Origin of the sequence: Enterobacter pseudoroggenkampii (assembly GCF_026420145.1) — a bacterium.
In the GTDB taxonomy this organism is placed as follows: Bacteria; Pseudomonadota; Gammaproteobacteria; order Enterobacterales; family Enterobacteriaceae; genus Enterobacter; species Enterobacter pseudoroggenkampii.
Genome location: NZ_JAPMLV010000009.1, coordinates 1 through 19,965, shown reverse-complemented (window position 1 = coordinate 19,965; position 19,965 = coordinate 1). Strand labels below are relative to the sequence as shown.

Here is a 19,965-nt window from a genome sequence, read left to right as displayed (position 1 = left end):
GCCTGGTGACGGACTTCTGCGCATTTAAGGGGACTTAAATGCGACCACAATCTGACGATCCACTTGTCAAAATTGTATATTTTTCAGTTACTTCCATTTTCTTTTTGGCGATTTCTGCAAACTTGATCCTGCTTTTTTTGATTGGATTAGGGATAGCAGAAATGAATGAACGAGCAATAGGCGCACTTGTCAGTATCGCTCTGGCTTTGATCCATTTAATGAGGAAACTTATTGCTGTGATCGGAAGAGAAAATAGTAACGGAACCTGAAAACCTCCGAAAGGAGGTTTTTTTCTTGAAGGCCATCGAGGGGTATCTGAGGATTCACAATTTCCCATACTCTCCTTGGGTGATATAAAAAAGTACCACATCTGGCACCACGCTTACTTTTTACATAAGCCAGCCTGCAACTGACTGACTCTTCCTGTATGAGTTCAGGCACCCGGTTTAAACTTCCTAGTATCATTTGCTACCAGTATGGCAAAGGTCGCGATGGCGTATCCGGTGATCGTCTTTCGTCCGGGCCGGTCTGATAGCAGCGCACAACCGGATTAACACGTCTTCACGGATTATACCCGGGTTCTCATTCAGAATCGGTTACGGGATATCGCAGCTTTCACCTCTGAAACAAGATCACTGTAATTCCCCTGCCCCTCTATTTTTGTCAGCCTGCTTTTGATCTGTTCCTCACTGCCTGTAAACTCCGCGATCTGAGTCAGGCTAAGCGCCCTGTAATGCCCGGTTGCAGAGCTTATCCCGCGGTAACGCAGGGCAAGCAGAAATCTGAGAAATTTTTCATCCTCTGCAGTTTCATTCTGTACCCATGCCTTTACGCTTTCCAGTCCACTAATATCGCACCACGCCCAGATATGGGACTGCAGCAGACCGTCCAGACTAAACTGACCGGTAATATCAGGAGCATCAAGACGGAAAGCCAGCCGGCGCTGCAATAGTCTTAATTCTTCCGGGGGTAGAAACTGCTTTTGTTCATCCGTCGCCTTGTTTCCGGCAAGGCCGTGCAACCAGAGTAACTGGCGAAAGAAGTCCGCTATCCAGCGCCACGACTTTCCCGTATCCAGCATTTCGCTCAAATGTTCCTGAACAGGCCAGCGCTTGTCTTCGCAGATCCTCTCCAGCAGGCGGACAGCCACACTGTTCATATCGAGATTATGGGGTTCGAACCATTCATTACGGATGGTGTAACGCTTAATAACCTCATCGCCGTGCTCAAAGAAGAATCGCAAGAAGCCTTCGCATTCTTCAGTTGTACGCGCGGCAATTACCGGCCAGGTCAGCTGACTAAGTATATGCTCGAACCAGGTCCGGGAGGAAATGTTGTTGCTGTTGATGCGGCTCAGCAGCTCTTCTGCCTGAGCGGGGTGTTCAGCCGGGTTTCCTGCCTTACGGAAGAGTTCGGTGAAATAGTCAGGTGGCAGGACATTCTGCGGGGAGGAGTACGCAAAATAGTAACGCCAGTAGACAGCACTGCCGAGGCGCCGGTTGGCCGTCAGGACGGCTTTTGCGTCATCGTCCACCTGAACGAACAGCTTCAGATGCTCAGTTTTATAACCTGATATACCCGGGACCCAGTGACGCAGTGATGTCACGGATTTCGCTTCTGACGATCGGAACAGTGAAAGGTGTTGGCCAAGGCTGGTGACCATCTCAGCCTGCTCCGCCTCGCTGACGGTACCGTCGCCGGACTCCACCACGGCCCTTTCGGTGAGATAGTGCTCGATCCAGTCATAAAGATCCGGGTTGACTGTCCGGATGAGCTGCAGGAAGCACAGGTCCGGTAGCCAGACATAATCCCTGAGGCCACTGTAGCGGAAGGCCAGCGCATTAAGCGTAAGCTGAACCTCTCGGGGAGTTTTCAGACCTGCCCCGTACATATCCGTGACCGTTCTCAGCTCCTGAAGAAGTGTCTCATCGGGGTCGGTCCGGCAGACAGAGGTGTAGAGTCTGATCACACCCGCCATAAATTCCCTGCGCAAATCAAAACTTTCCGGTCTGGGAAGACTGAACGACAGCGGGATGATTTTCTGCAGATAGAGCTTGCCGTTCTGCACACCGAGACCAGATTCAACCGCATGCGCCAGCACATCCCGGTCGTAGCACATGACGTAGCGGAATCGCGAGAAGTCCGCGACCGACCGTACCATACGAAGCACTTCCACCGCCTGCGCAGGCTCCAGACGATCCAGATCGTCAATCACAACGATAAAGCTGATGTCCAGCGCAGCAATTTTACCTTCAATGTCAGCCCGGAGTTCAGCCGCAGTCTGTTCCCGTCCCTTCAGGCTGGTTTCCGCCAGGGCGTCCATGCCGTCGGCGACAAGTCCCAGGCCCGGAACAAAATTACCGGCGAATCGCGTCACAGGCGCAAGCCGGCGCGAAGTCTGCTGCGCGTAGTTGAGAATATTCTCTGCGAGTGGCACTGCCTTTTCTGCCAGCACCATGGCCGACGTATCCAGACTGGTCAGCCTGGCTGCGATGGTCATCATCAGCGCGCTTACCGGGCTTTCATCCGGTGAGTTGACCCAGGGAGAGAAAACCACAATCTGCGTGGTGGTCGGAACCTGAGTCTTCAGGTGTTCAGTCAGTAAGTTCAGCAGGCTGGTTTTGCCGGAACCCCACTGCCCTTCGATACCAATCACGGTGCTGACATTTTCATCCAGGGCGCTGATGCTGCGCGCCAGCCCCTCTGCTATCGCCGTATACCCGTAACGGTCATCTTCAGCCTTCAGTACCGGGCCTTCAAAGCCGGCGCGAGACAGAACATTTTCAGTCGCCATCTACAGATCTCCGTACAGGCAGCGCAGCCCGGTCAGGGCCTCCGTGAGCATACCTTCCGCGCATTTAGCGGTGAATTCCCGGACCAGTGTCTCAAACGCCTCTGCCGGCATAAAAATCCGCAGGCCGTCTATTCCGAAAAATCCCTCCTTCGTGACGTGCCCGGGCGGGGAGAACATCACGCGCTCCCCCTGGTGACCGTGCGCCAGGGCTTCCGGATGGCGGGTATACAGAGTGAACAGGCCCAGCAGTTCGGAGAAGGTCTCCCAGCCGTACGGCACCACGAAGTCCTGGCCGGTGATCAGCAGGTGCAGACGGGGCGTGGTGTACCAGGCCCCAGGGCGTTCTCCGGGGTGCTGGCCGTCAATGCGGATTTCAAGGCGCAGCGTGCCGGCCTCAATGGTTTGCGTGACGGCCGGGATCACCGGGCGCAGCTCCTGAGCCAGATCTCGGGCCTTCTCCCCGCTCCAGTCCAGCCCGCGCAGCATCAGCGGGAAAACGGTTTTCAGCCGCGGCAGGGTGAAAATCCTGGCGAGAGCACTGTCGGGAATATCGGCGAGGTTGAAACAGTCGCTCTCCAGCGGACGCAGGAGGTGTTCGGCATACATCTGGTCCACAACGGGGCGCAGCTCTGCCCGGAAGGCGTCAAACTCTTCCATCCAGTTTTCCCCGGACAGGCGGAAGATCCCCTTCAGGTAATGACCGTCCACCGGGCGGTCATGCTCCACCTGCCAGGCCAGCAGGTCGCGGGTGATGTCGAGCAGTGTGTCCAGAGCCGGGAGCGTGGCCACTCTGTTCCGGCCGCAAATAAAGGCCTCCCGGGCATACGCCAGGATGAAGCGCAGCTCATCCCGGGAGACCGGAGCAGTGCCGAAGGTCTGGCCGAGAATGATATGCCGGTACAGCTGCCGGACCGTCGCCTCCGGATCGGCGACCAGCTGAAAATATCCATCGCCGGCGGCGGCCGTTTTCAGCCCGTTATCGAGGAAGCGTTCGGCCAGGGCATTGACCGAAGTATTTTCCCGACCGGCGCGCATTTTCAGCGCCTCGATCAGCTTTTTGCGAAAACGCAGGTTAAGCTGGCTGAGCATCATCGTTCCTTTCATCTTTGTTTTATTCTTTATGCTAACCTAGCATTTATGAAAAGAGCTACAAATTAATCTAATTTAAAGCTGTAGTTTGTGATGCGGTATGAATTACTGAATGCGATGATTGTAATGCTACAGCAACGCCCGCCCCTTCTTATTTTCGCACAGATCCGAAAACCCTGAGTTCCGGATCTTTCAGAACCCACAGGCGCGCAGCGGCCCCATGACACAAGATGTAGCGGTACCTTCAGCTGCGAATGACGCTATATGTTGTGTTCCTGCCCTGCCCCGTGACCGCCCGCTCACCCCCATAAAAGGGCGGTGTGGTTATTCCGTGTGCGTGGTAAACTTCCGGAAAGTTGCTATATTCATGAAAGTCGGATCACCCTGAAACGGGCGTCCGGTAATTTACAAGAGTTGCTATACGCAGGCTTTTTATCATATTAGTAATGATTACGACAGGGTAATTTAAGGACGATCATCATCAGGGATGTCACGAAAACAATAACCAATAGTGACTGTTGCACATGAATAAATCCCTCCACGAAAGCGAGCGCGTCCCGGTTTCACTTGAAACCGTCTGGCGGGCGCTGACCGCCCTCGGCCATCAGCGACTCTGGCTCCGCCCCCCTGAGGATCATGGCGTGCACACCTGGCTGATTGTGACCTGGGACGGCCTGACGGTGGCCGAACGTATCCGGGCCTCCGGCTCCTGGTGGCTGACCGGGGATGCCAGCGCCATCTACACCAATCCGGAGCGGATCGTCCCGGACGGGCTGGAAGAGCTCACCTGGCTGTCAGTGCAGCGGCGAATGAAGGACGGATTCTGAACCCGGTCGGTAAAAACGCACGGGCGGGATTTATCAATAAAGGGACACATATGGCTGACTGGTTTATTGCGACTGAAGGCGTGAAGGTGGTGAAGGAAGGTGCCAGCCTGTGGCCGCAGATCATTACGGCGGTTTCGTCGATAGGTGCAGCCTTGGGTGGCGTGGGTCTGACTCATCATTTTACCCGTAAGCGTGAGGAAAGAACTGCATCTGCGAAACTAGAAAGTGAACGCCTTTATATCAGTACCGGTCTAGTTTTTTTGCTGGAGCGATTTGCGCAGCGTTGCTTACATGCAGCACAGGATGAAGGTGAACGTGATGATGAGGCCCGCATCACTGCAAACTTTCAGATCCCCGAACTAAGTTTTGCCTCAGTCGCTGGGGACTGGCGATCCTTACCTCAAGCTCTCTTATACCAGATTCAGCAACTTGAGGTTCTCAGGGAAGAGGGCGTTTCGGCAGTGAGCTCTGCTTTTATTGAAAGCTCCCCCTATGACGACGATGGTATTGTTGAGCTGAACAATCAGGCCAGCCGCCTGGGAATAAGAGCTATCCACCTGTCCCGCCAGCTCAGAATACTGAACTCAATGCCTGATGATCGGCTTGAAGAATATTCCTGGTCATTATGGCCAAAGTTGTGTATTGCCAGGGGGAGCGCTCTTGAACGGGTTATCAGATACGCGCATCACCGCGTAATAATGCCCGTTATCCAGGTAAAAACGACTTCCTCCTCTGCTCAGAAAGGTAACTCACCATGACTTTGCCCGCTGTCTCTGGTTTTCTCTCTGCCCCAGGAGGCATGGCATCGATGCAACTGCCGGTTGCTATTGACTATCCGGCAGCACTTGCTCTTCGTCAGATGGCTCTGGTTCAGGACGAACTGCCAAAATACTTGCTGGCGCCGGAAGTGAGCGCCCTGCTCCACTACGTGCCAGATCTCCACCGCAAAATGCTACTGGCAACCCTCTGGAATACCGGCGCGCGTATCAATGAAGCCCTGGCGCTTACGCGTGGGGATTTTTCGCTGGCACCGCCCTACCCTTTCGTGCAGCTGGCCACGCTCAAACAGCGGACCGAAAAAGCCACCAGAACGGCCGGCCGTGCTCCGGCCGGTAGCCAGCCTCATCGTATCGTTCCACTTTCCGATCCACAGTATGCCAGCCAGCTGGAAATGATGGTGGCCACCCTGAAAATTCCGCTGGAGCGCCGTAATAAACGCACCGGCAGAACCGAGAAGGCACGGATCTGGGAAATCACAGACAGGACGGTCAGGACTTGGATAAATGAAGCAGTTGATGCGGCTGCCGCCGACGGGGTGACGTTCTCAGTGCCGGTGACCCCGCACACGTTCCGCCACAGCTACGCGATGCACATGCTGTACGCCGGTATTCCGCTTAAGGTGCTGCAGAGCTTAATGGGACATAAGTCGGTCAGTTCGACTGAGGTCTATACGAAGGTTTTTGCCCTGGATGTGGCGGCACGGCATCGAGTGCAATTTTCAATGGCAGAGGCTGATGCTGTTGCAATGCTGAAAATCAGATAACTAAATTTTTTAACGTTTACAGACAGTTGTAACGAAACCCACTTATCCGATAATAAATTAATCTTGCGTTACGTGAAAACTGACAGGGTACATAGCCGGAATTCACGTAGCACACTTTAGCTCTTCTTCATTATTTACCTTCTCGTTCCGATCCTGCTCATCCTGGCATTACCCCATTTAACCAGAACGCATTTCACTGTTGCCGATAGCCCATGGGGTTGACTTTGCGACCGCGGTCGCACTCAGAAGGATGGCCACCTTAACCGTCGCCCCCCTGGCGTACCTCCTCGCCTCCGAAGTGAAAGCCCTGCTCTTCTATATGCCGGACCTGTGCCATCACATGCTGTTCTCCACTTTCTGTAACACGGATGTGCGGATCGGTGAATCCCGGACGCTGACCCCGAAATCCTTTGATCTCGACGGGTTAAGACCCTTTGTGAAAGTACCGGGCTCAGGGCATCCGGCCTGACGCACAATATTGACTGAGTGATGAAGGGAAACATATCGCAGTGAAGATGTTCAGCAGACTGCCCGCTTTCCCACACACCGCAGTCAATATCAATACCCCGGTAGGCGTATCCGCATATCGCAGTCAAGGCGGGCAAAACCTGAAGGTGATGATGAATCAGTATAAATTGACTGTGGTATGCAGAACGCATACCACAGTCAACAAACCCTAGAACGGCATATCTCAGTCATTTTCCGGTTTCACGCTGGCGAGCGCTTTTGCCAGTTTCTGAGGATCAATACCTGCAGCCTTCAGGGCTTTAATCACTTCGTCATAGTTCTGCTCAGGTACTTCCTCTTCCGGCTCACGGGGAACAACGACCTTGCTACTAATGAGTTTAGGATTACGGTAATGCACGCTGAAGTAGGTGGCCCGGCCGCGTTTGAATTCAGTGTAATCCAGATAGCCGATATCCTTCAGCTGCGCCATGGCTTTGCGCACCGTGTGGTTCTGCGTGTAGAGGTTAGATGTTAGGTTGAGTCTGTCTCGCATACGCTTCATGGAGATAGGGGCCGGATTCTGTGGCAGGCTTTCGATGTAGGTATAGAGTGCCTGTGCGGATTCCTTGCGCTGCAGGGCATCGATGGCCTTCAGACGCAACAGGACCCGCCTGTCCATTTGATAAAGCTCAAAGAGCTTGGGCTCTGCCCTGATCTCCACAACATCGGCAGTGATGTCGTAATAGGCTGACTGAACCAAGTGCGTAGTCCACCCTTTCGTTTCACTCTGAAACTTGAGGGTTACGGATGCCAGCTTGAACAGGGAGTTGCTGATCCTGTCGCGCATTTTCTTGTTAGAGCGCCGGGAGTCAAAACCACACATTTTAACGAACTCAACAAAAGACAGCTTGAGCGTGTCGTCCTTGACGCCAAAATCATACATTGAACGGATGATCCCAAGCCAGACTTTGAAGTCCGTATCCATATCGAGGCGCGATCCGGTGATCCTGACATCGGTATACCCTTCACTCCGGGCAATGGACAGCTGTACGAGCTCCTCAGTCGCATCCGTGACGTTTTTGCGGTTCGTCTTACTCCTGGAGGTTGATTTCAGGGTAGGAACGAACAAACCAAGCCTCATGAGCGCAACAGGCTGAACAGTACTGGCGCTGTTGACATCCAGCTTAACAACTTCGCCCGTTGTCTTGTTGACCTCCTGAAGATTCAGGGGTAACTCATTATTTTCCATAGCCATTTTATTAACCCGCGGTTATCCACAAAGGAAAGTATATACGCATATCACAGTCAACGGAAATACATACCCCAGTTAATACAATTGCATACCGCAATAGGTGATCCCGCACATAACAGTCAACATACCACACACCACAGTTAATGTAGACAGTCTCCGGGCTCAGGCGTAGCGGGGCGCTGCACGATCCGGGGATCTCTTTTTGATCTCACCATGATCTCCTTAAGGATCAATTACTGGATCGAAATATGGAATAACTGACAGCATCCCGTACATATGGACGACTGACATGACACAATATGAATCCTGGTACAACAACCCGGTAATACAACACCCTGAAAGTCAATAATATTGACTGTGATATGCAGAGAAATGCATTTCATTACCCTTCCCTGTTCCTATTGTGATTCATACCGCAGTCAATAATCTGCATACCGTAGTCAATTCCTCACCATTCAGATCCATTCGGTGGATCTTCGTTAGCTTCAGAGCGTCAGCCACACCCTGCTAGTAATCAGTAATTCCGCTTCCTCGACGCATGCGCCTGCGTGCGCACGCTTTCTGCGGCGAGCGGATTATATTGACTGAAGCATGCGGCAACCTTCAAGCGGATGCTGAACGGAATACGGTTGCATTTTGATCAGCTTTGCAATTTTTGAGACGGTTTGCAATTTTAATGTTGCTTTGCGCCTTTCACCAAGATTTAATAGATTAATGCAAAGATGATAACAAGGAACAGAGAATGGGACTGATGGAAACGCTTGACCAGTGCATTACGGCCGGTCATGAAATGACGAAAGCAATCGCGATTGCACAGTTTAACGATGATAGCCCGGAAGCCAGGAAAATTACCCGTCGCTGGCGTGTGGGTGAGGCCGCCGATCTGATTGGCGTTTCTTCTCAGGCAATCCGTGATGCAGAAAAAGCAGGACGCCTTCCCCATCCTGATATGGAAATGCGTGGACGTGTGGAGCAGCGGGTGGGCTACACCATTGAACAAATCAACCATATGCGGGATGTATTTGGCACCCGTCTGCGCCGTCCTGATGACAGCGTTCCGCCCGTCATCGCGGTGGCAGCACATAAAGGGGGTGTCTATAAGACATCGGTATCTGTCCACCTGGCACAGGATCTAGCGCTGAAAGGGTTGCGGGTACTGCTTGTCGAAGGGAATGATCCACAGGGCACAGCCTCCATGTACCACGGCTGGGTCCCTGATTTGCATATCCATGCCGAAGATACACTGCTGCCTTTTTATCTCGGTGAGCGCGATGATGCAGCCTATGCCGTCAAAACCACCTGCTGGCCGGGTCTCGACATCATTCCGTCATGCCTTGCCCTGCACCGCATTGAGACAGAGCTCATGGGAAGGTTTGACAACGGAAAACTGCCGACAGAACCTCATATGATGCTTCGCTTGGCCATCGAAACGGTGGCTCATGATTATGATGTCATTGTTATCGACAGTGCACCGAACCTCGGTATTGGTACCATCAATGTCGTCTGTGCTGCTGATGTACTCATCGTGCCAACGCCAGCAGAGTTATTTGATTACACCTCTGCCCTTCAGTTTTTTGACATGCTGCGCGATCTGTTAAAAAACGTGGACCTGCAGGGTTTTGAACCTGACGTCAGAATTCTTCTGACCAAATACAGCAATAACAATGGCTCACAGTCACCCTGGATGGAAGAACAGATCCGCGATGCCTGGGGAAGCATGGTACTGAAAAATGTTGTACGCGAGACCGACGAAGTCGGTAAAGGTCAGATCCGTATGAGAACGGTATTTGAGCAGGCTATCGATCAGCGCTCATCTACAGGAGCCTGGCGAAATGCGCTGGCTATCTGGGAGCCTGTTTGTAATGAAATTTTTGATCGCCTGATTAAACCTCGCTGGGAGATCAGATAATGAAACGTGCACCAGTCATTCCAAAACATACCGTAAAAGATATCCGCCCCGAAACTGAACAGTCGGCACCCGCTGCACCGATGGTTGATTCATTAATTGCACGGGTGGGAGCCATGGCCCGCGGGAATACCATTCTGCTTCCGGTTTGTGGTCGGGAAGTGAAATTTGTTCTTGAAGCCATCCCGGGCGAGAGTGTTGAAACGGTATCAAGAGTCTGGTCAGGTAATGAACGTGACCAGGAACTACTGACCGAAGACGCGCTTGATGATCTGATCCCCTCTTTTCTCCTGAGTGGTCAGCAGACGCCTGCGTTCGGACGACGGGTAGAAGGTGTAATTGAGATTGCAGATGGCAGTCGTCGCCGTAAAGCCGCCATAATGACATCATCGGATTATCGCGTTCTCGTGGGCGATCTCGATGACGAACAGATGATGTCGTTATCTAGGTTGGGTAATGATTACCGCCCAGTCAGTGCTTATGAACGGGGTAAGCGCTATGCACAGCGGTTGGAAAATGATTTTAACGGCAATATCTCTGCTTTGGCTGAAGCTGAGAATATTTCCCGTAAAATCATCACGCGTTGCATCAACACAGCCCATTTGCCAAAATCAGTGGTTGCCCTGTTTACTCATCCTGGTGAACTTTCCGCCCGCTCAGGGGAGGCGCTGTACAAAGCATTTTCGGGAAAAGAAGCTTTATTGTTGCAACGGACACAACAGCTTCATGAGCAAAAGAAAGCGGGAGTTATCTTTGAATCCGAGGAAGTTATTGGTTTACTGACGGATGTTCTGAAAGAGCCATCAGGTAAAAAAGTTAATCTTAATACCCGTCATCAATTTGTACCTGGTGCGACAGCCCTATACAAAGGCGATAAGGTGATTTTTAATCTCGATAAATCTCGTTTGCCTGCCGAGTGTATCGAGAAGATAGAAAACATACTGCGCGACCTACAAAAAGTTTAGCTTGTTTAATGATACAAGCGAGCGTTATCGTTAATTTCCAATATCCTTAATGCGTTACATGCTGCTTCGAAATATATACATCCGGAGCAGCTATTATCTGCACTATAGCCCTGAGCTGTTAAAAAGGTCTGTTTTCTTCTCTCAACCTGATTGTTACCATAATTTAAAATCTAGTTCCTGCTACTTTTTCTTAACTAGTTCCACGGTTCACCCCTCAACCTGCATATTAGAACTCAGACGCTAACCCATCCCGGAATACTGATTCTACACACCAGATTAACTGGGACCATGGTCCCACCTCCTACTTACGTGTCAGAACTCACCCGTCAACCCCGCCCGGAATATCGATTCCACACACCGGATTTAACTGGGACCACGGTCCCACCTCATACTTGCGTGGCAGAACTCACCCGTCAAACCCCACCGGGAATATCGATTCCACACGCCGGATTTAACTGGGACCATGGTCCCACTCTGTTCAGTTGTTTCTATCACAATACCGATTTTGAGATTGTTACAGTGATTCCTGTATTCGGCGCGTAAGAAGATTATGTTCGTTTTGTTCCCTGGTGCTTCCTCGCTCACTCGCGGGCTTCGCCATGTCGTTCGGCTGCGGCGAGCACTACTGGCTCTCTCTGAAAGCAGAATTTATCTGATCCTCGCAACGGGAATATCTTTCCAGCGGGTGGTGTACGCAGGGGAGAGCATATTGCGTTTCATTTGCCATGCAGGCGCAATCCCTCGTCCGGCAAACCAGACCTGTCCCAGACCGGAATGATTAATGCCATCGAGAACCTTCATCAGCTCGGCGCTGTGAGGACGTGGCGGACGTTCGTCGAACAGCTGCAGCTGCGAAACGCCGGAGCCGGTGAAGTCATTCAGCATCACACCGGCTTTGGCATACCGGTGCCCGTCCTTCCAGATACGCTCCAGAGCCGTTGTGGCGGCCGCAATAATGTCCCGGGTGTCCTGAGTGGGTGTAAGCAGTTTCTCCGTGGCCACGTTGCCGTAGTAAGGCTCTTTAACGGCGAACGGAGACGTTTTGATGAAAACGGAAATATGCCGGCAGTACTGGCGCTCTTTACGCAGCTTTTCTGAGGCCCGCTCTGCGTACTGACAGACAGCCTGCCGCAGCGAATCGTATTCAGTGACCTTCTCACCAAAGCTGCGGCTGCAGACTATCTGCTGCTTTGTCGGCGGGGCTTCCTCAAGCGACATGCAACTTTCCCCGTTCAGTTCCCGCACCGTTCGCTCGAGGACCACGGAGAAATTTTTGCGGATGAAGGCCGGGTTCGTCAGGGCCAGATCGAGCGCGGTCTTAATGCCCAGTACATTGAGTTTGCGTGCAATACGGTTTCCCACGCCCCAAATCTCTTCGACCGGCTGCAGTGAAAGCAGTTTCCGCGTTCGCTGAGGATTCCCCCGGGTCAGGGCGAGCACGCCACGAAACTGTTTCCACTCCTTTGAGGCCCACTGGGCTGATTTTGCCAGCGTTTTCGTTGGTCCGGCGCCCACGCCGATGGTCAGACGGGTACAGTCATACACGTGCTGGCGCAGCTGCCGGCCGAAGTCCTCCAGGTCCATACAATGCTCAACGCCGGTCAGGTCGAGGAACATCTCGTCAATCGAATACTGTTCCACCCTGGGGGCCAGCTCCTCCAGGCAGCTCATCACGCGCGCCGACATCGAGGCATAAAGTTCATAGTTGCTTGAGAACGCGTATATTTTTTCCGGGTACCTTTCGTTTTTCATCTGAAACCACGGTGTGCCCATTTTGATCCAGGGCTTTGCCTCGGCACTTCTTGCGATTACGCAGCCATCGTTATTACTGAGCACCACAACCGGCTTTCCTTTCAAATCCGGGCGGAAAACACGTTCGCAGCTGGCATAAAAACTGTTCACATCGGCCAGGGCAAACATCAGTACATCTCCCGGGGACGGTGAATGATGTGCGTGACGACGCCAAAGATATCCAGATCGTCCGGATCGGGATAAATCGGTGACCAGGCCGCGTTCATGGGCTGCAGCGTCAGTCGTGGCGTCAGCAGCAGCCGTTTAACCGTAAATTCCCCCTGCACGCTGGCCACAACAATATCGCCATGCCGGGGCTTCTCGGCACTGTCCACAACCAGCAGATCGCCATTGTACAGGCTGCCGTCAGCCATGCTGTCTCCGCTTGCACGAAGGTAGTAAGTCGCGCTCGGATGCCGTATGCAGTAATCATGGAGATCCAGGTCGGACTCGACATAGTCAGCTGCAGGGCTGGGAAAACCGCAGCAGGCGAGGTCTGCAAACAACGGATGGGCCTGTGGCGGGAGTTCTTTCCCGGTGCTGAACAGCTGCAGTTTCATCTTTCCTCCTGATGTCTAAATATACTGGTTATTTATACAGTATATTTAACAGCGTGAGGATAATCCAGATCGCCTGCGCCATGAACAGAATGAGTAACCTAAGCTACTCAAAATGTTCGTAAATATCATTTTGATTCTTTATTGTTGCTCATAATGAGAAATAAGGCTTTTGTTTTTCCATTTTGCTCTTATAATATGTATCAAATTGAGTTTAATTGACGGAGCATAATGATGAATATTTACTGCGATGATGGTTCAACTAATGTTAAGCTGGCATGGTTTGATGGAAACGAGCTGCAGACCCGGGTTTCTGCTAACTCCTTCCGGCATGGCTGGAAAGTGGCGGAGTTCAGTGCTGCAACGTTCAACTATCAGGTGGGCACGCTGAAATACACCTGGGACAGCGTCAGCCGGGATGCCATCCCGACAACAAACGTGGAGTATCAGTACGGTGATCTCAACCTGCTGGCCGTGCATCATGCGCTGCTGAACAGCGGGCTTGAGCCGCAGCCGGTGAGCCTGACCGTGACGCTGCCCCTGAGCGAGTATTATGACGGGGACTGCCAGCGGAACGAGGAGAACATCCGACGCAAACGGGAAAACCTGATGCGTGAGCTGGTTCTGAATAAGGGCAGGGCATTTACCGTAACGGACGTGAAGGTGATGCCGGAATCACTGCCGGCGGCGTTCTCCCGTCTCGCGGAGCTGAAACCCGGACCCGCTGAGACCACCCTGATTATCGATCTCGGCGGAACCACGCTCGATGCCGGTGTTATTGTCGGACAGTTTGATGATATCAGTGCAGTACACGGCAATCCATCTGTCGGCGTGTCACAGGTCACCCGCGCAGCTGCAGGCGCGCTGCGGGCTGCAGACAGCGAAACCAGCGCGCTTATTGCTGACACGGTCATCCGCAACCGCAATGATCGTCAGTATCTGCAGCGTGTGATCAACGATGCCGGAAAAATTGACGATGTGCTGAACAAAATTACAGAGGCAATCACTTCCCTGGGCGCACGTGTCACCAGTGAGCTGACGGCCTTCAGGAACGTTAACCGGGTATTCCTGGTCGGGGGAGGGGCATCCCTCATTGAAGAGGCTATCCGTCAGGCCTGGCCTCTGGCTCCTGACCGTATTGAGGTTATAGGCGATCCGCAACTGGCGCTGGCCAGAGAGATTGCCCTTTACAATAAAGAGGACTAAACGTGCCGGACGGCCAGTATTCTTTCTATCTGCACAGCGACGATCGCACCGACATCGCGGCGATGGCGACCATCAGCACCATCTCACAGCCCCTGCGCGGTGACTTCATCCGGACCGCCGCCACCGCCGGGGCGGTGATGTACCAGACGGATGCCCGTTTACCGGCGCTGATCCCGGTATTCTTTGACGGGCATCTGAGCGCCATCCGGCTTTGTGCCGTGATGGCGCTGGTATCCGGCTCCTGGTCTTCACTCTCAGGACTTCCTGATGAGCCTGATGGTGGCGTGGCGGCTCTGGCCATGTCACCGGAGACGGAATACCAGCGCCGGCGTTACACCCTGACGCTTCAGGATGACCGGAGCAGTGAACGGGTTGAGCGTGTGCTGACGGGCGTGTCATCCCGCCTGCGTGGCGAGCTGCTGAGAAACCTGATTATCACCGGTCTGGCCCTGCATACGACCGCACCGGAGCTGCCGCGTCTGCTGGCCAGTATGCCGGTACCGCCCGGCACGGTCAGCGAGCTGCAGGTTCTGGTTCAGCAGATGGCCGGTACAGCTGGCGCGTGTAAGGCTGCAGTACCGGAGAAACCAGCAGAGCCTGCCGCACCGTTAACCGGTGACGCGACCAGGATAAAGAAAAATATGCGACGGGCATTCGGAGACTAAAACATGTCAGTGATTAAACAAAAGGCAGAACAGTGCATTCATACCTTTCTGCGCGCCCGGAACGTGCCCGAATCCCAGTGGCCGGAACGTGTCAAAAAGACCGGCAGGGGAATGATACTGGCAGGCGTGGCCGTCGTCGTTCCCGGCGTACTGGCTGATAACATATCCCTGCCGGTGACAATCGCGATGCAGGTCTGCTACGCCTCGCTGATCGGCCTCGGGGTTCTCCTGGCGTTTGACGAGAAAAAACCAGAGGGGCGGGGATGAGTATGAACATTAACCTGAAGGAAACTGTATGCAGCTTGAAGAACTGACAGGAGAAGAACGCACGCTGGTAGTTGTGGCATTGCAGGCGCTGCACCGTGAGAGATTAACCGCATCAAATGCAGTCTTTACGGCCTGTAGTCTGGCCGGAAAGGAGCAGCCGCCGGAAGAGATTTTTGGGCTGCGTGAAGTTCAGGATGCGCTGAGACGTATGGGTGCTGCACCTGCGCGTTAAATCCGGCCCCGTACATTTCATGGCAAAAAAACGGCAGGGTGACATCTCTCCCTGCCGGTGACAATCGCGATGCAGGTCTGCTATGCCTCGCTGATCGGCATCGGGGATCTCCTGGCTTTTGACGATAAAAAGGCGAAGAGCCGATCCTGAGCAAGAACATCGTTCAGAGTGGTAACCAGACAGCCAGGGAGAGACTGATGCAAAAGGTTAAGAGAGCGGGGCTGACGCTGGCGGCGGCCAGCGAGCTGTTGAACTGTCAGGAAATAAAGGAAATGAACACAATGAGGAGGACAAATGAAGTGTAATACTGCAATTTTGTTTGTGGCGCTCACACTGGCAATACCTGGTGCGGTGAATGCCGCAGCCACAGTGGCGGTTCTTGACCAGATGGCCACGAAAAAGCAAAAGGAACGTGAAGACCAGCTCGAAGCCGTGGAACGTGATGCTTTGGCACAGCCAGATGCATGGAAAGCGTATCTACAGGTGTCTGACGCAGTGCCTGCTGATGCTCCCATCATGCTGCAAAACCGCTACCGCAGCCTCGCCATTTCACTGGCACTGAAGGCTGCAATGGCCTGTTCCCCAGACGCTCTCAAGCTCCTCGGGCGTAACGACGTGATAGAGTTTCGCGTACTCCGATCATCGTTAGTCTCAGCCTGCAGTACAGCTAAATAAGTTTCGTGCCAGCTGTCCACTTCCAGATTCCAGTCTTCAGCTGGCATTGTCTCATTTTCTCAATCCTGTAACCCTCTGTCCTGCATTGTTCTCTTCAGGACTAAAAAAAACGGCAGGGTGACATTTCATCCCTGCCGTCAAATAAAAGGATGTCGGTTCCCTCCTCTTTAATGGCCGCCAGTCGGCGGCGTGTTCAACGCCGTGCCTTCACGCTAACCCGGCCGCTGCGGTCGCAAGGGTTCACGTTGTCTCCGTCCTCACCCGTTCGCACCTTTCACGGTGCATTCAGCCCGTGAAAGGCTTGCGCTGCGGCTTGCGGCGTCGCCCCTGCGCCCTCCGCTTTCCGCCGGGTTTTTGTGGCGGCACGGCGCAACAGGGTGCCGCATATCAGAGAGGAGTATGTCTATGTCCCGTTTTATTCTGGGTGACTGCGTGCAGGTGATGTCCCGTTTTCCGGCGCGTGCCGTTGATTTTATTCTTACCGATCCGCCGTATCTGGTTGGCTATAAAGACCGTACCGGCCGCACCCTGGCCGGGGACAACTCTGCCGAATGGCTCCAGCCCGCATGTCATGAAATGTACCGCGTGCTGAAAAACGACAGCCTTATGGTGAGCTTCTATGCCTGGAACCGCGCGGATCTGTTTCTGAATGCGTGGAAAGCGGCTGGCTTCCGGGTGGTTGGCCATATCGTCTTTGCCAAGAGCTACGCCTCAAAGTCGACATTCGTGGGTTACACACATGAAAGCGCCTACCTGCTGGCGAAGGGGAGGCCGCAAACCCCGGACCGTCCCATCCCGGACGTGATCCCCTGGAAATACACGGGCAACCGACACCATCCGACGGAGAAGCCGGTGCAGAGCCTGCGGCCACTGATTGAATCGTTCACGCGTCCGGGGGCCATTGTCCTTGACCCGTTCGCCGGCAGCGGCTCCACCTGCGTGGCCGCCGCCGAAGCCAGCCGCCGCTATATCGGGATCGAGATGCTTGAGCAGTACCACGCCGCCGGCGTCCGCCGTCTGGCACAGGTTGAACGGGCGAGAAGGATGCCGGCGGCCAATGACGGCGCGTTTTACCCTGACTATCCGGAGGCCGCATGAATTACCCGGGCCTTGAACACCTGCGCGCGGACGTGGCTGCGCTCAGCAATGCCATGTGTGATGTGCGGATGCTGCTGAACCGCCTCGAATCGCAGCACCGACACGACGCGGCAACGCTTACTGAACGTATGGCAGCGCAGACCCTGCGCCGGATCAACACCCTGCTTCTGGAAGCCTACCGCGAAGCCCTGGTGCTGGACGAGACCTTTCAGGACTGACTGACCCTGCCGGGCTGAGGCCCGGCCTGTAACCCCTTACAAGAGAGAAAAAACAATGTACGGAACCCGCGAAGAACTTTGTGAAGATCTTGAAAACATGTTCACGCCTGACAAACTCCTGGTCCTGCTGGTCTGGACGGAAGAGGGGATTAGCGTGGCCTGCCGTGAAGCCCAGCCAGAACCGGACGGGGCTGAAATCCGGAATGTGATGAAGGCGCTCGGCGAAATGAAAATGACGCAATACCGTCAGCAGGGGGTAAATAATCTGACCATTAGCGACCTTCTGACCCGTCAGCGCGAAGCGGCAAACCGTCAGGTGAGCGTTCCGGCGGTACTCCTCTCCCGCGTCCTGCGTAACTATGAATGCGAGCTGGAAAACCGGATCGGTATGGCCTGGGAAGCCGGGCGGCAGGAGCCTGAATCTGTCAGGGATGAGCTGAATAACGTTCGCGCCCTACAGGAGACGCTGGCCGCCTGAGAGAACGCCGGGGTAACGCCCCGGCAACCGGTGGCCATCCACTGCGAATAAGGATGTCAGTGCCTTCCGCTTTTATCCGCCGCCCTCCGGGCCACGTCGGGACAATGAAACTCCCCTGAAGCTCCGTGCGGTGACGGCATGCGCCGTGACTTCACTGTAGCCCGGCCGCATCGGCCACAAGGGTTCGCTGACGCCTCCGTCCTCACCCGTTCGCACCCTTCACGGTGCATTCAGCCCGTGAAGGCTTTGCGCTGCGGCTTGCGGCGTCGCCCCTGTGTCCTCCGCTTTTCGCCGGTCTGTCGTGTCGTCACGGCGATGCCGGAACCGAGAATATGTTAACCGTGGAGGACCTATGAACCAGACCGTGACCTGTGATGCTGTTCGTCTTGAGGGTGCGCAGCGCCTGACTTTCCTGCCTGATTTGTTTGGCGGCGATTTTATGACGTCCGAGGCATCCGTGTACGCCTATGCCCAGCGTTACTGCCCTGAGTATCAGGGGGGATTCTGGCAGTTTTACCGGCTGCCGGAAGGCGGCGGATATATGGCGCCTGACGTGGAGAGCCTGACCCTGTGCAATCCGGACAACTGGTTTGAGCAGACTGTCAGCGGAGAAGTGGCGGGGATCGTCCTCACGGCGCTGGTACTGAATCACCGGAGCTGGCACCACAGCAACCATGACCATGAGGAGCTGTGCCGCCACTTCTGTCGCCGTTATGAGCAGCTTATGGCATTTGCTGATACCCATCCGGAAAGCGCCACGATCTGGCGTGCTCTTGACTGACTGACCACGGACGGCGATGCCGCCCGACTAAAGGAGAAAAACATGATTGGTACAGCAAGAGAAATTGCCCTTGAAATGTTCAGACATTCCGACCTCGATGGCGAGAAATATGTTTTCGCCAGCTGGAGCCGGAACGATATTCGCGGTCTTTGCATTGACTGGGATCTCAGTGATGAAGAGATAGACGTGGTGATGGAAAGACTGGAGGCAGAGCTGTATCCCTCCGGGTGTGTCCCTCTCATCTACAACATTATTGAGGTGATGGTGGAAGAAAAACGGAAACACCGTAATGTCACCATTCCGGCTGCGGCGCTTGCGGTGGTGATGCAGCTTGCAGGGAAGGAAATGGAGCGTATCGCCGTATGCGCCGAGGATGGCGGCGGATCGGCAGAAGAAACCCTGAAAGAAGAAAATAAGGTCATGTTGAGCCTGCGCGCGGCGCTCGATGCCTGACAGAGAAACCGGAGGCGTTGCCTCCGGAAACTGAAAAAAGGAGAACACTATGCAACTGTCACCGGAAACCCGCAGCATCCTGCGCCAGTATAAAACACTTATCAACGAGCGACGTCGCGAATCCGGACTCAGCCCCGTTACTACAGCTAAAGTGCTGGAAGAGATCTGCGAATCTGCTACCCGCCAGTGCGCCGTCTATCTTTGCGGCCACTTCATTCTCCAGGGCGGTCAGGGCGACGGACAATAAATAATCCGGGCGGGGCATAGGCGCCGCCTGTTCGCGCGCGAAAACCCTGTCATCCCTTCGGGCTGACGGACGGCAAGGCCAGCGCCTGCGGCGCTGCCCCCTCCCGCCCTGGTGTAAGCCCGGGGAGATGCAGATGAAAGGCATTGTGAGGGCAAATTGTCACGGATACGGTCCTGCGTGGCGTGGCGTGGTTGTCGGCTCTGAAACCCGATCAGCAAATCCTTTGAAAACACCTGAATCCTACTTCTGGCCCCCTTCGGCTCCCGGCCAGCGCTGCTGTCCGGTCGTCGAGCCCCACTCCGCCAGGGCTTCCGCTGCGCACCCGCCGGGCTCCGCCGAACCCCTCCGGGTTTCGGGCTGACGCTAGGGGCTGATGGCTAAGGTCAAAGGCTGCGGCTTCTCCGGCCGTGCCGTCCGGAACGCCTTCACCGCGCCGGCTGATGCCGTCGCTTTAATGGCGCCACGCCGTTCCGA

22 protein-coding genes and 1 pseudogene are annotated in these 19,965 nt (G+C 54.3%); 18 read left to right on the top strand and 5 right to left on the bottom strand.

What is annotated here, in order from left to right; genetic code table 11:
• The first annotated feature begins 38 nt into the window (after window positions 1-38).
• Entirely contained in the window at window positions 39-269 is a 231-nt protein-coding gene (locus OTG14_RS22265; protein ID WP_267215765.1) for a hypothetical protein, read from the top strand.
• A 317-nt stretch (window positions 270-586) separates the two neighbouring features.
• Here OTG14_RS22265 and OTG14_RS22260 read toward each other — a convergent pair whose 3' ends face one another.
• On the bottom strand, window positions 587-2,794 hold the full coding sequence (locus tag OTG14_RS22260; protein ID WP_267215764.1) for a KAP family P-loop NTPase fold protein: 2,208 nt from the start codon (window positions 2,792-2,794) through the stop codon (window positions 587-589).
• Window positions 2,795-3,883, bottom strand: coding sequence for a transcriptional repressor PifC (pifC, locus tag OTG14_RS22255; protein WP_267215790.1), 1,089 nt, complete (start codon window positions 3,881-3,883; stop codon window positions 2,795-2,797).
• A 524-nt stretch (window positions 3,884-4,407) separates the two neighbouring features.
• Here pifC and OTG14_RS22250 point away from each other — a divergent pair.
• The 4 genes and pseudogenes from OTG14_RS22250 to OTG14_RS22235 form a co-directional block, all read left to right on the top strand.
• Entirely contained in the window at window positions 4,408-4,710 is a 303-nt protein-coding gene (locus OTG14_RS22250) for a hypothetical protein (RefSeq protein WP_047366185.1), read from the top strand.
• A gap of 50 nt (window positions 4,711-4,760) precedes the next feature.
• Window positions 4,761-5,468 (top strand): hypothetical protein, encoded by a 708-nt coding sequence (locus OTG14_RS22245; protein ID WP_052685521.1) that lies wholly within the window; start codon window positions 4,761-4,763, stop codon window positions 5,466-5,468.
• A 41-nt stretch (window positions 5,469-5,509) separates the two neighbouring features.
• Entirely contained in the window at window positions 5,510-6,253 is a 744-nt protein-coding gene (locus OTG14_RS22240; protein ID WP_047366186.1) for a site-specific integrase, read from the top strand.
• A 190-nt stretch (window positions 6,254-6,443) separates the two neighbouring features.
• Window positions 6,444-6,698 (top strand): annotated as a pseudogene (locus OTG14_RS22235) (tyrosine-type recombinase/integrase); the annotation flags it as partial.
• Window positions 6,699-6,944: 246 nt separating this feature from the next.
• On the opposite strand, the gene OTG14_RS22230 reads toward OTG14_RS22235, so the two are convergent.
• Window positions 6,945-7,955 (bottom strand): RepB family plasmid replication initiator protein, encoded by a 1,011-nt coding sequence (locus OTG14_RS22230; protein ID WP_045334592.1) that lies wholly within the window; start codon window positions 7,953-7,955, stop codon window positions 6,945-6,947.
• Between the two features lie 739 nt (window positions 7,956-8,694).
• Here OTG14_RS22230 and sopA point away from each other — a divergent pair.
• The gene (sopA, locus tag OTG14_RS22225) at window positions 8,695-9,861 is read left to right on the top strand and encodes a plasmid-partitioning protein SopA (protein WP_045334590.1); all 1,167 of its coding nucleotides are present in this window, start codon (window positions 8,695-8,697) and stop codon (window positions 9,859-9,861) included.
• Entirely contained in the window at window positions 9,861-10,823 is a 963-nt protein-coding gene (locus OTG14_RS22220) for a ParB/RepB/Spo0J family plasmid partition protein (RefSeq protein ID WP_117500380.1), read from the top strand. The genes sopA and OTG14_RS22220 overlap by 1 nt, the downstream gene beginning before the upstream one ends.
• A 648-nt stretch (window positions 10,824-11,471) precedes the next feature.
• Here the strand turns inward: OTG14_RS22220 and OTG14_RS22215 are convergent.
• A complete protein-coding gene (locus tag OTG14_RS22215; protein WP_239619749.1) occupies window positions 11,472-12,743 on the bottom strand; it encodes a Y-family DNA polymerase in 1,272 nt (423 codons plus the stop codon).
• The gene (umuD, locus tag OTG14_RS22210) at window positions 12,743-13,174 is read right to left on the bottom strand and encodes a translesion error-prone DNA polymerase V autoproteolytic subunit (protein ID WP_117500382.1); all 432 of its coding nucleotides are present in this window, start codon (window positions 13,172-13,174) and stop codon (window positions 12,743-12,745) included. Before umuD ends, OTG14_RS22215 begins: the two co-directional genes overlap by 1 nt.
• Window positions 13,175-13,405: 231 nt before the next feature.
• Between umuD and parM the strand changes: the two genes are divergently transcribed.
• The 11 genes from parM to OTG14_RS22155 all read left to right on the top strand — a co-directional run bounded on the left by parM (window position 13,406) and on the right by OTG14_RS22155 (window position 19,491).
• The gene (parM, locus tag OTG14_RS22205; RefSeq protein ID WP_117500383.1) at window positions 13,406-14,377 is read left to right on the top strand and encodes a plasmid segregation protein ParM domain-containing protein; all 972 of its coding nucleotides are present in this window, start codon (window positions 13,406-13,408) and stop codon (window positions 14,375-14,377) included.
• 2 nt (window positions 14,378-14,379) lie between these two features.
• Window positions 14,380-15,042: a plasmid partitioning/stability family protein gene (locus tag OTG14_RS22200; protein ID WP_117500384.1), complete on the top strand. Its 663-nt coding sequence runs from the start codon at window positions 14,380-14,382 to the stop codon at window positions 15,040-15,042.
• Between the two features lie 3 nt (window positions 15,043-15,045).
• The gene (locus tag OTG14_RS22195; protein ID WP_117500385.1) at window positions 15,046-15,309 is read left to right on the top strand and encodes a hypothetical protein; all 264 of its coding nucleotides are present in this window, start codon (window positions 15,046-15,048) and stop codon (window positions 15,307-15,309) included.
• Between the two features lie 28 nt (window positions 15,310-15,337).
• A complete protein-coding gene (locus OTG14_RS22190; protein WP_045325841.1) occupies window positions 15,338-15,541 on the top strand; it encodes a hypothetical protein in 204 nt (67 codons plus the stop codon).
• A 294-nt stretch (window positions 15,542-15,835) separates the two neighbouring features.
• The gene (locus OTG14_RS22185; RefSeq protein WP_248175878.1) at window positions 15,836-16,216 is read left to right on the top strand and encodes a hypothetical protein; all 381 of its coding nucleotides are present in this window, start codon (window positions 15,836-15,838) and stop codon (window positions 16,214-16,216) included.
• A gap of 405 nt (window positions 16,217-16,621) precedes the next feature.
• Window positions 16,622-17,314, top strand: coding sequence for a DNA methylase (locus OTG14_RS22180; RefSeq protein ID WP_248175879.1), 693 nt, complete (start codon window positions 16,622-16,624; stop codon window positions 17,312-17,314).
• Window positions 17,311-17,532 carry a hypothetical protein gene (locus OTG14_RS22175; protein ID WP_013087144.1) on the top strand — a complete coding sequence of 74 codons (222 nt, stop codon included), beginning with the start codon at window positions 17,311-17,313 and terminating at the stop codon, window positions 17,530-17,532. The genes OTG14_RS22180 and OTG14_RS22175 overlap by 4 nt, the downstream gene beginning before the upstream one ends.
• Before the next feature lie 55 nt (window positions 17,533-17,587).
• A complete protein-coding gene (locus OTG14_RS22170) occupies window positions 17,588-18,010 on the top strand; it encodes a DUF1380 family protein (protein ID WP_117500387.1) in 423 nt (140 codons plus the stop codon).
• Window positions 18,011-18,362: 352 nt separating this feature from the next.
• Complete coding sequence (locus tag OTG14_RS22165; protein ID WP_063409766.1) at window positions 18,363-18,791, top strand: antirestriction protein; 429 nt, start codon at window positions 18,363-18,365, stop codon at window positions 18,789-18,791.
• A gap of 42 nt (window positions 18,792-18,833) precedes the next feature.
• The gene (locus OTG14_RS22160; protein ID WP_117500388.1) at window positions 18,834-19,244 is read left to right on the top strand and encodes a DUF1380 family protein; all 411 of its coding nucleotides are present in this window, start codon (window positions 18,834-18,836) and stop codon (window positions 19,242-19,244) included.
• 49 nt (window positions 19,245-19,293) lie between these two features.
• Window positions 19,294-19,491: a hypothetical protein gene (locus OTG14_RS22155; protein ID WP_072050670.1), complete on the top strand. Its 198-nt coding sequence runs from the start codon at window positions 19,294-19,296 to the stop codon at window positions 19,489-19,491.
• Window positions 19,492-19,965 lie beyond the last annotated feature (474 nt).

Bases quoted from the DNA above. Each gene is read 5' to 3' on its own strand.
- OTG14_RS22265 (WP_267215765.1), top strand. From the start codon at position 39: ATGCGACCACAATCTGACGATCCACTTGTCAAAATTGTATATTTTTCA.
- OTG14_RS22260 (WP_267215764.1), bottom strand. From the start codon at position 2,794: ATGGCGACTGAAAATGTTCTGTCTCGCGCCGGCTTTGAAGGCCCGGTA.
- pifC (WP_267215790.1), bottom strand. From the start codon at position 3,883: ATGCTCAGCCAGCTTAACCTGCGTTTTCGCAAAAAGCTGATCGAGGCG.
- OTG14_RS22250 (WP_047366185.1), top strand. From the start codon at position 4,408: ATGAATAAATCCCTCCACGAAAGCGAGCGCGTCCCGGTTTCACTTGAA.
- OTG14_RS22245 (WP_052685521.1), top strand. From the start codon at position 4,761: ATGGCTGACTGGTTTATTGCGACTGAAGGCGTGAAGGTGGTGAAGGAA.
- OTG14_RS22240 (WP_047366186.1), top strand. From the start codon at position 5,510: ATGGCATCGATGCAACTGCCGGTTGCTATTGACTATCCGGCAGCACTT.
- OTG14_RS22230 (WP_045334592.1), bottom strand. From the start codon at position 7,955: ATGGCTATGGAAAATAATGAGTTACCCCTGAATCTTCAGGAGGTCAAC.
- sopA (WP_045334590.1), top strand. From the start codon at position 8,695: ATGGGACTGATGGAAACGCTTGACCAGTGCATTACGGCCGGTCATGAA.
- OTG14_RS22220 (WP_117500380.1), top strand. From the start codon at position 9,861: ATGAAACGTGCACCAGTCATTCCAAAACATACCGTAAAAGATATCCGC.
- OTG14_RS22215 (WP_239619749.1), bottom strand. From the start codon at position 12,743: ATGTTTGCCCTGGCCGATGTGAACAGTTTTTATGCCAGCTGCGAACGT.
- umuD (WP_117500382.1), bottom strand. From the start codon at position 13,174: ATGAAACTGCAGCTGTTCAGCACCGGGAAAGAACTCCCGCCACAGGCC.
- parM (WP_117500383.1), top strand. From the start codon at position 13,406: ATGAATATTTACTGCGATGATGGTTCAACTAATGTTAAGCTGGCATGG.
- OTG14_RS22195 (WP_117500385.1), top strand. From the start codon at position 15,046: ATGTCAGTGATTAAACAAAAGGCAGAACAGTGCATTCATACCTTTCTG.
- OTG14_RS22190 (WP_045325841.1), top strand. From the start codon at position 15,338: ATGCAGCTTGAAGAACTGACAGGAGAAGAACGCACGCTGGTAGTTGTG.
- OTG14_RS22185 (WP_248175878.1), top strand. From the start codon at position 15,836: ATGAAGTGTAATACTGCAATTTTGTTTGTGGCGCTCACACTGGCAATA.
- OTG14_RS22180 (WP_248175879.1), top strand. From the start codon at position 16,622: ATGTCCCGTTTTATTCTGGGTGACTGCGTGCAGGTGATGTCCCGTTTT.
- OTG14_RS22175 (WP_013087144.1), top strand. From the start codon at position 17,311: ATGAATTACCCGGGCCTTGAACACCTGCGCGCGGACGTGGCTGCGCTC.
- OTG14_RS22170 (WP_117500387.1), top strand. From the start codon at position 17,588: ATGTACGGAACCCGCGAAGAACTTTGTGAAGATCTTGAAAACATGTTC.
- OTG14_RS22165 (WP_063409766.1), top strand. From the start codon at position 18,363: ATGAACCAGACCGTGACCTGTGATGCTGTTCGTCTTGAGGGTGCGCAG.
- OTG14_RS22160 (WP_117500388.1), top strand. From the start codon at position 18,834: ATGATTGGTACAGCAAGAGAAATTGCCCTTGAAATGTTCAGACATTCC.
- OTG14_RS22155 (WP_072050670.1), top strand. From the start codon at position 19,294: ATGCAACTGTCACCGGAAACCCGCAGCATCCTGCGCCAGTATAAAACA.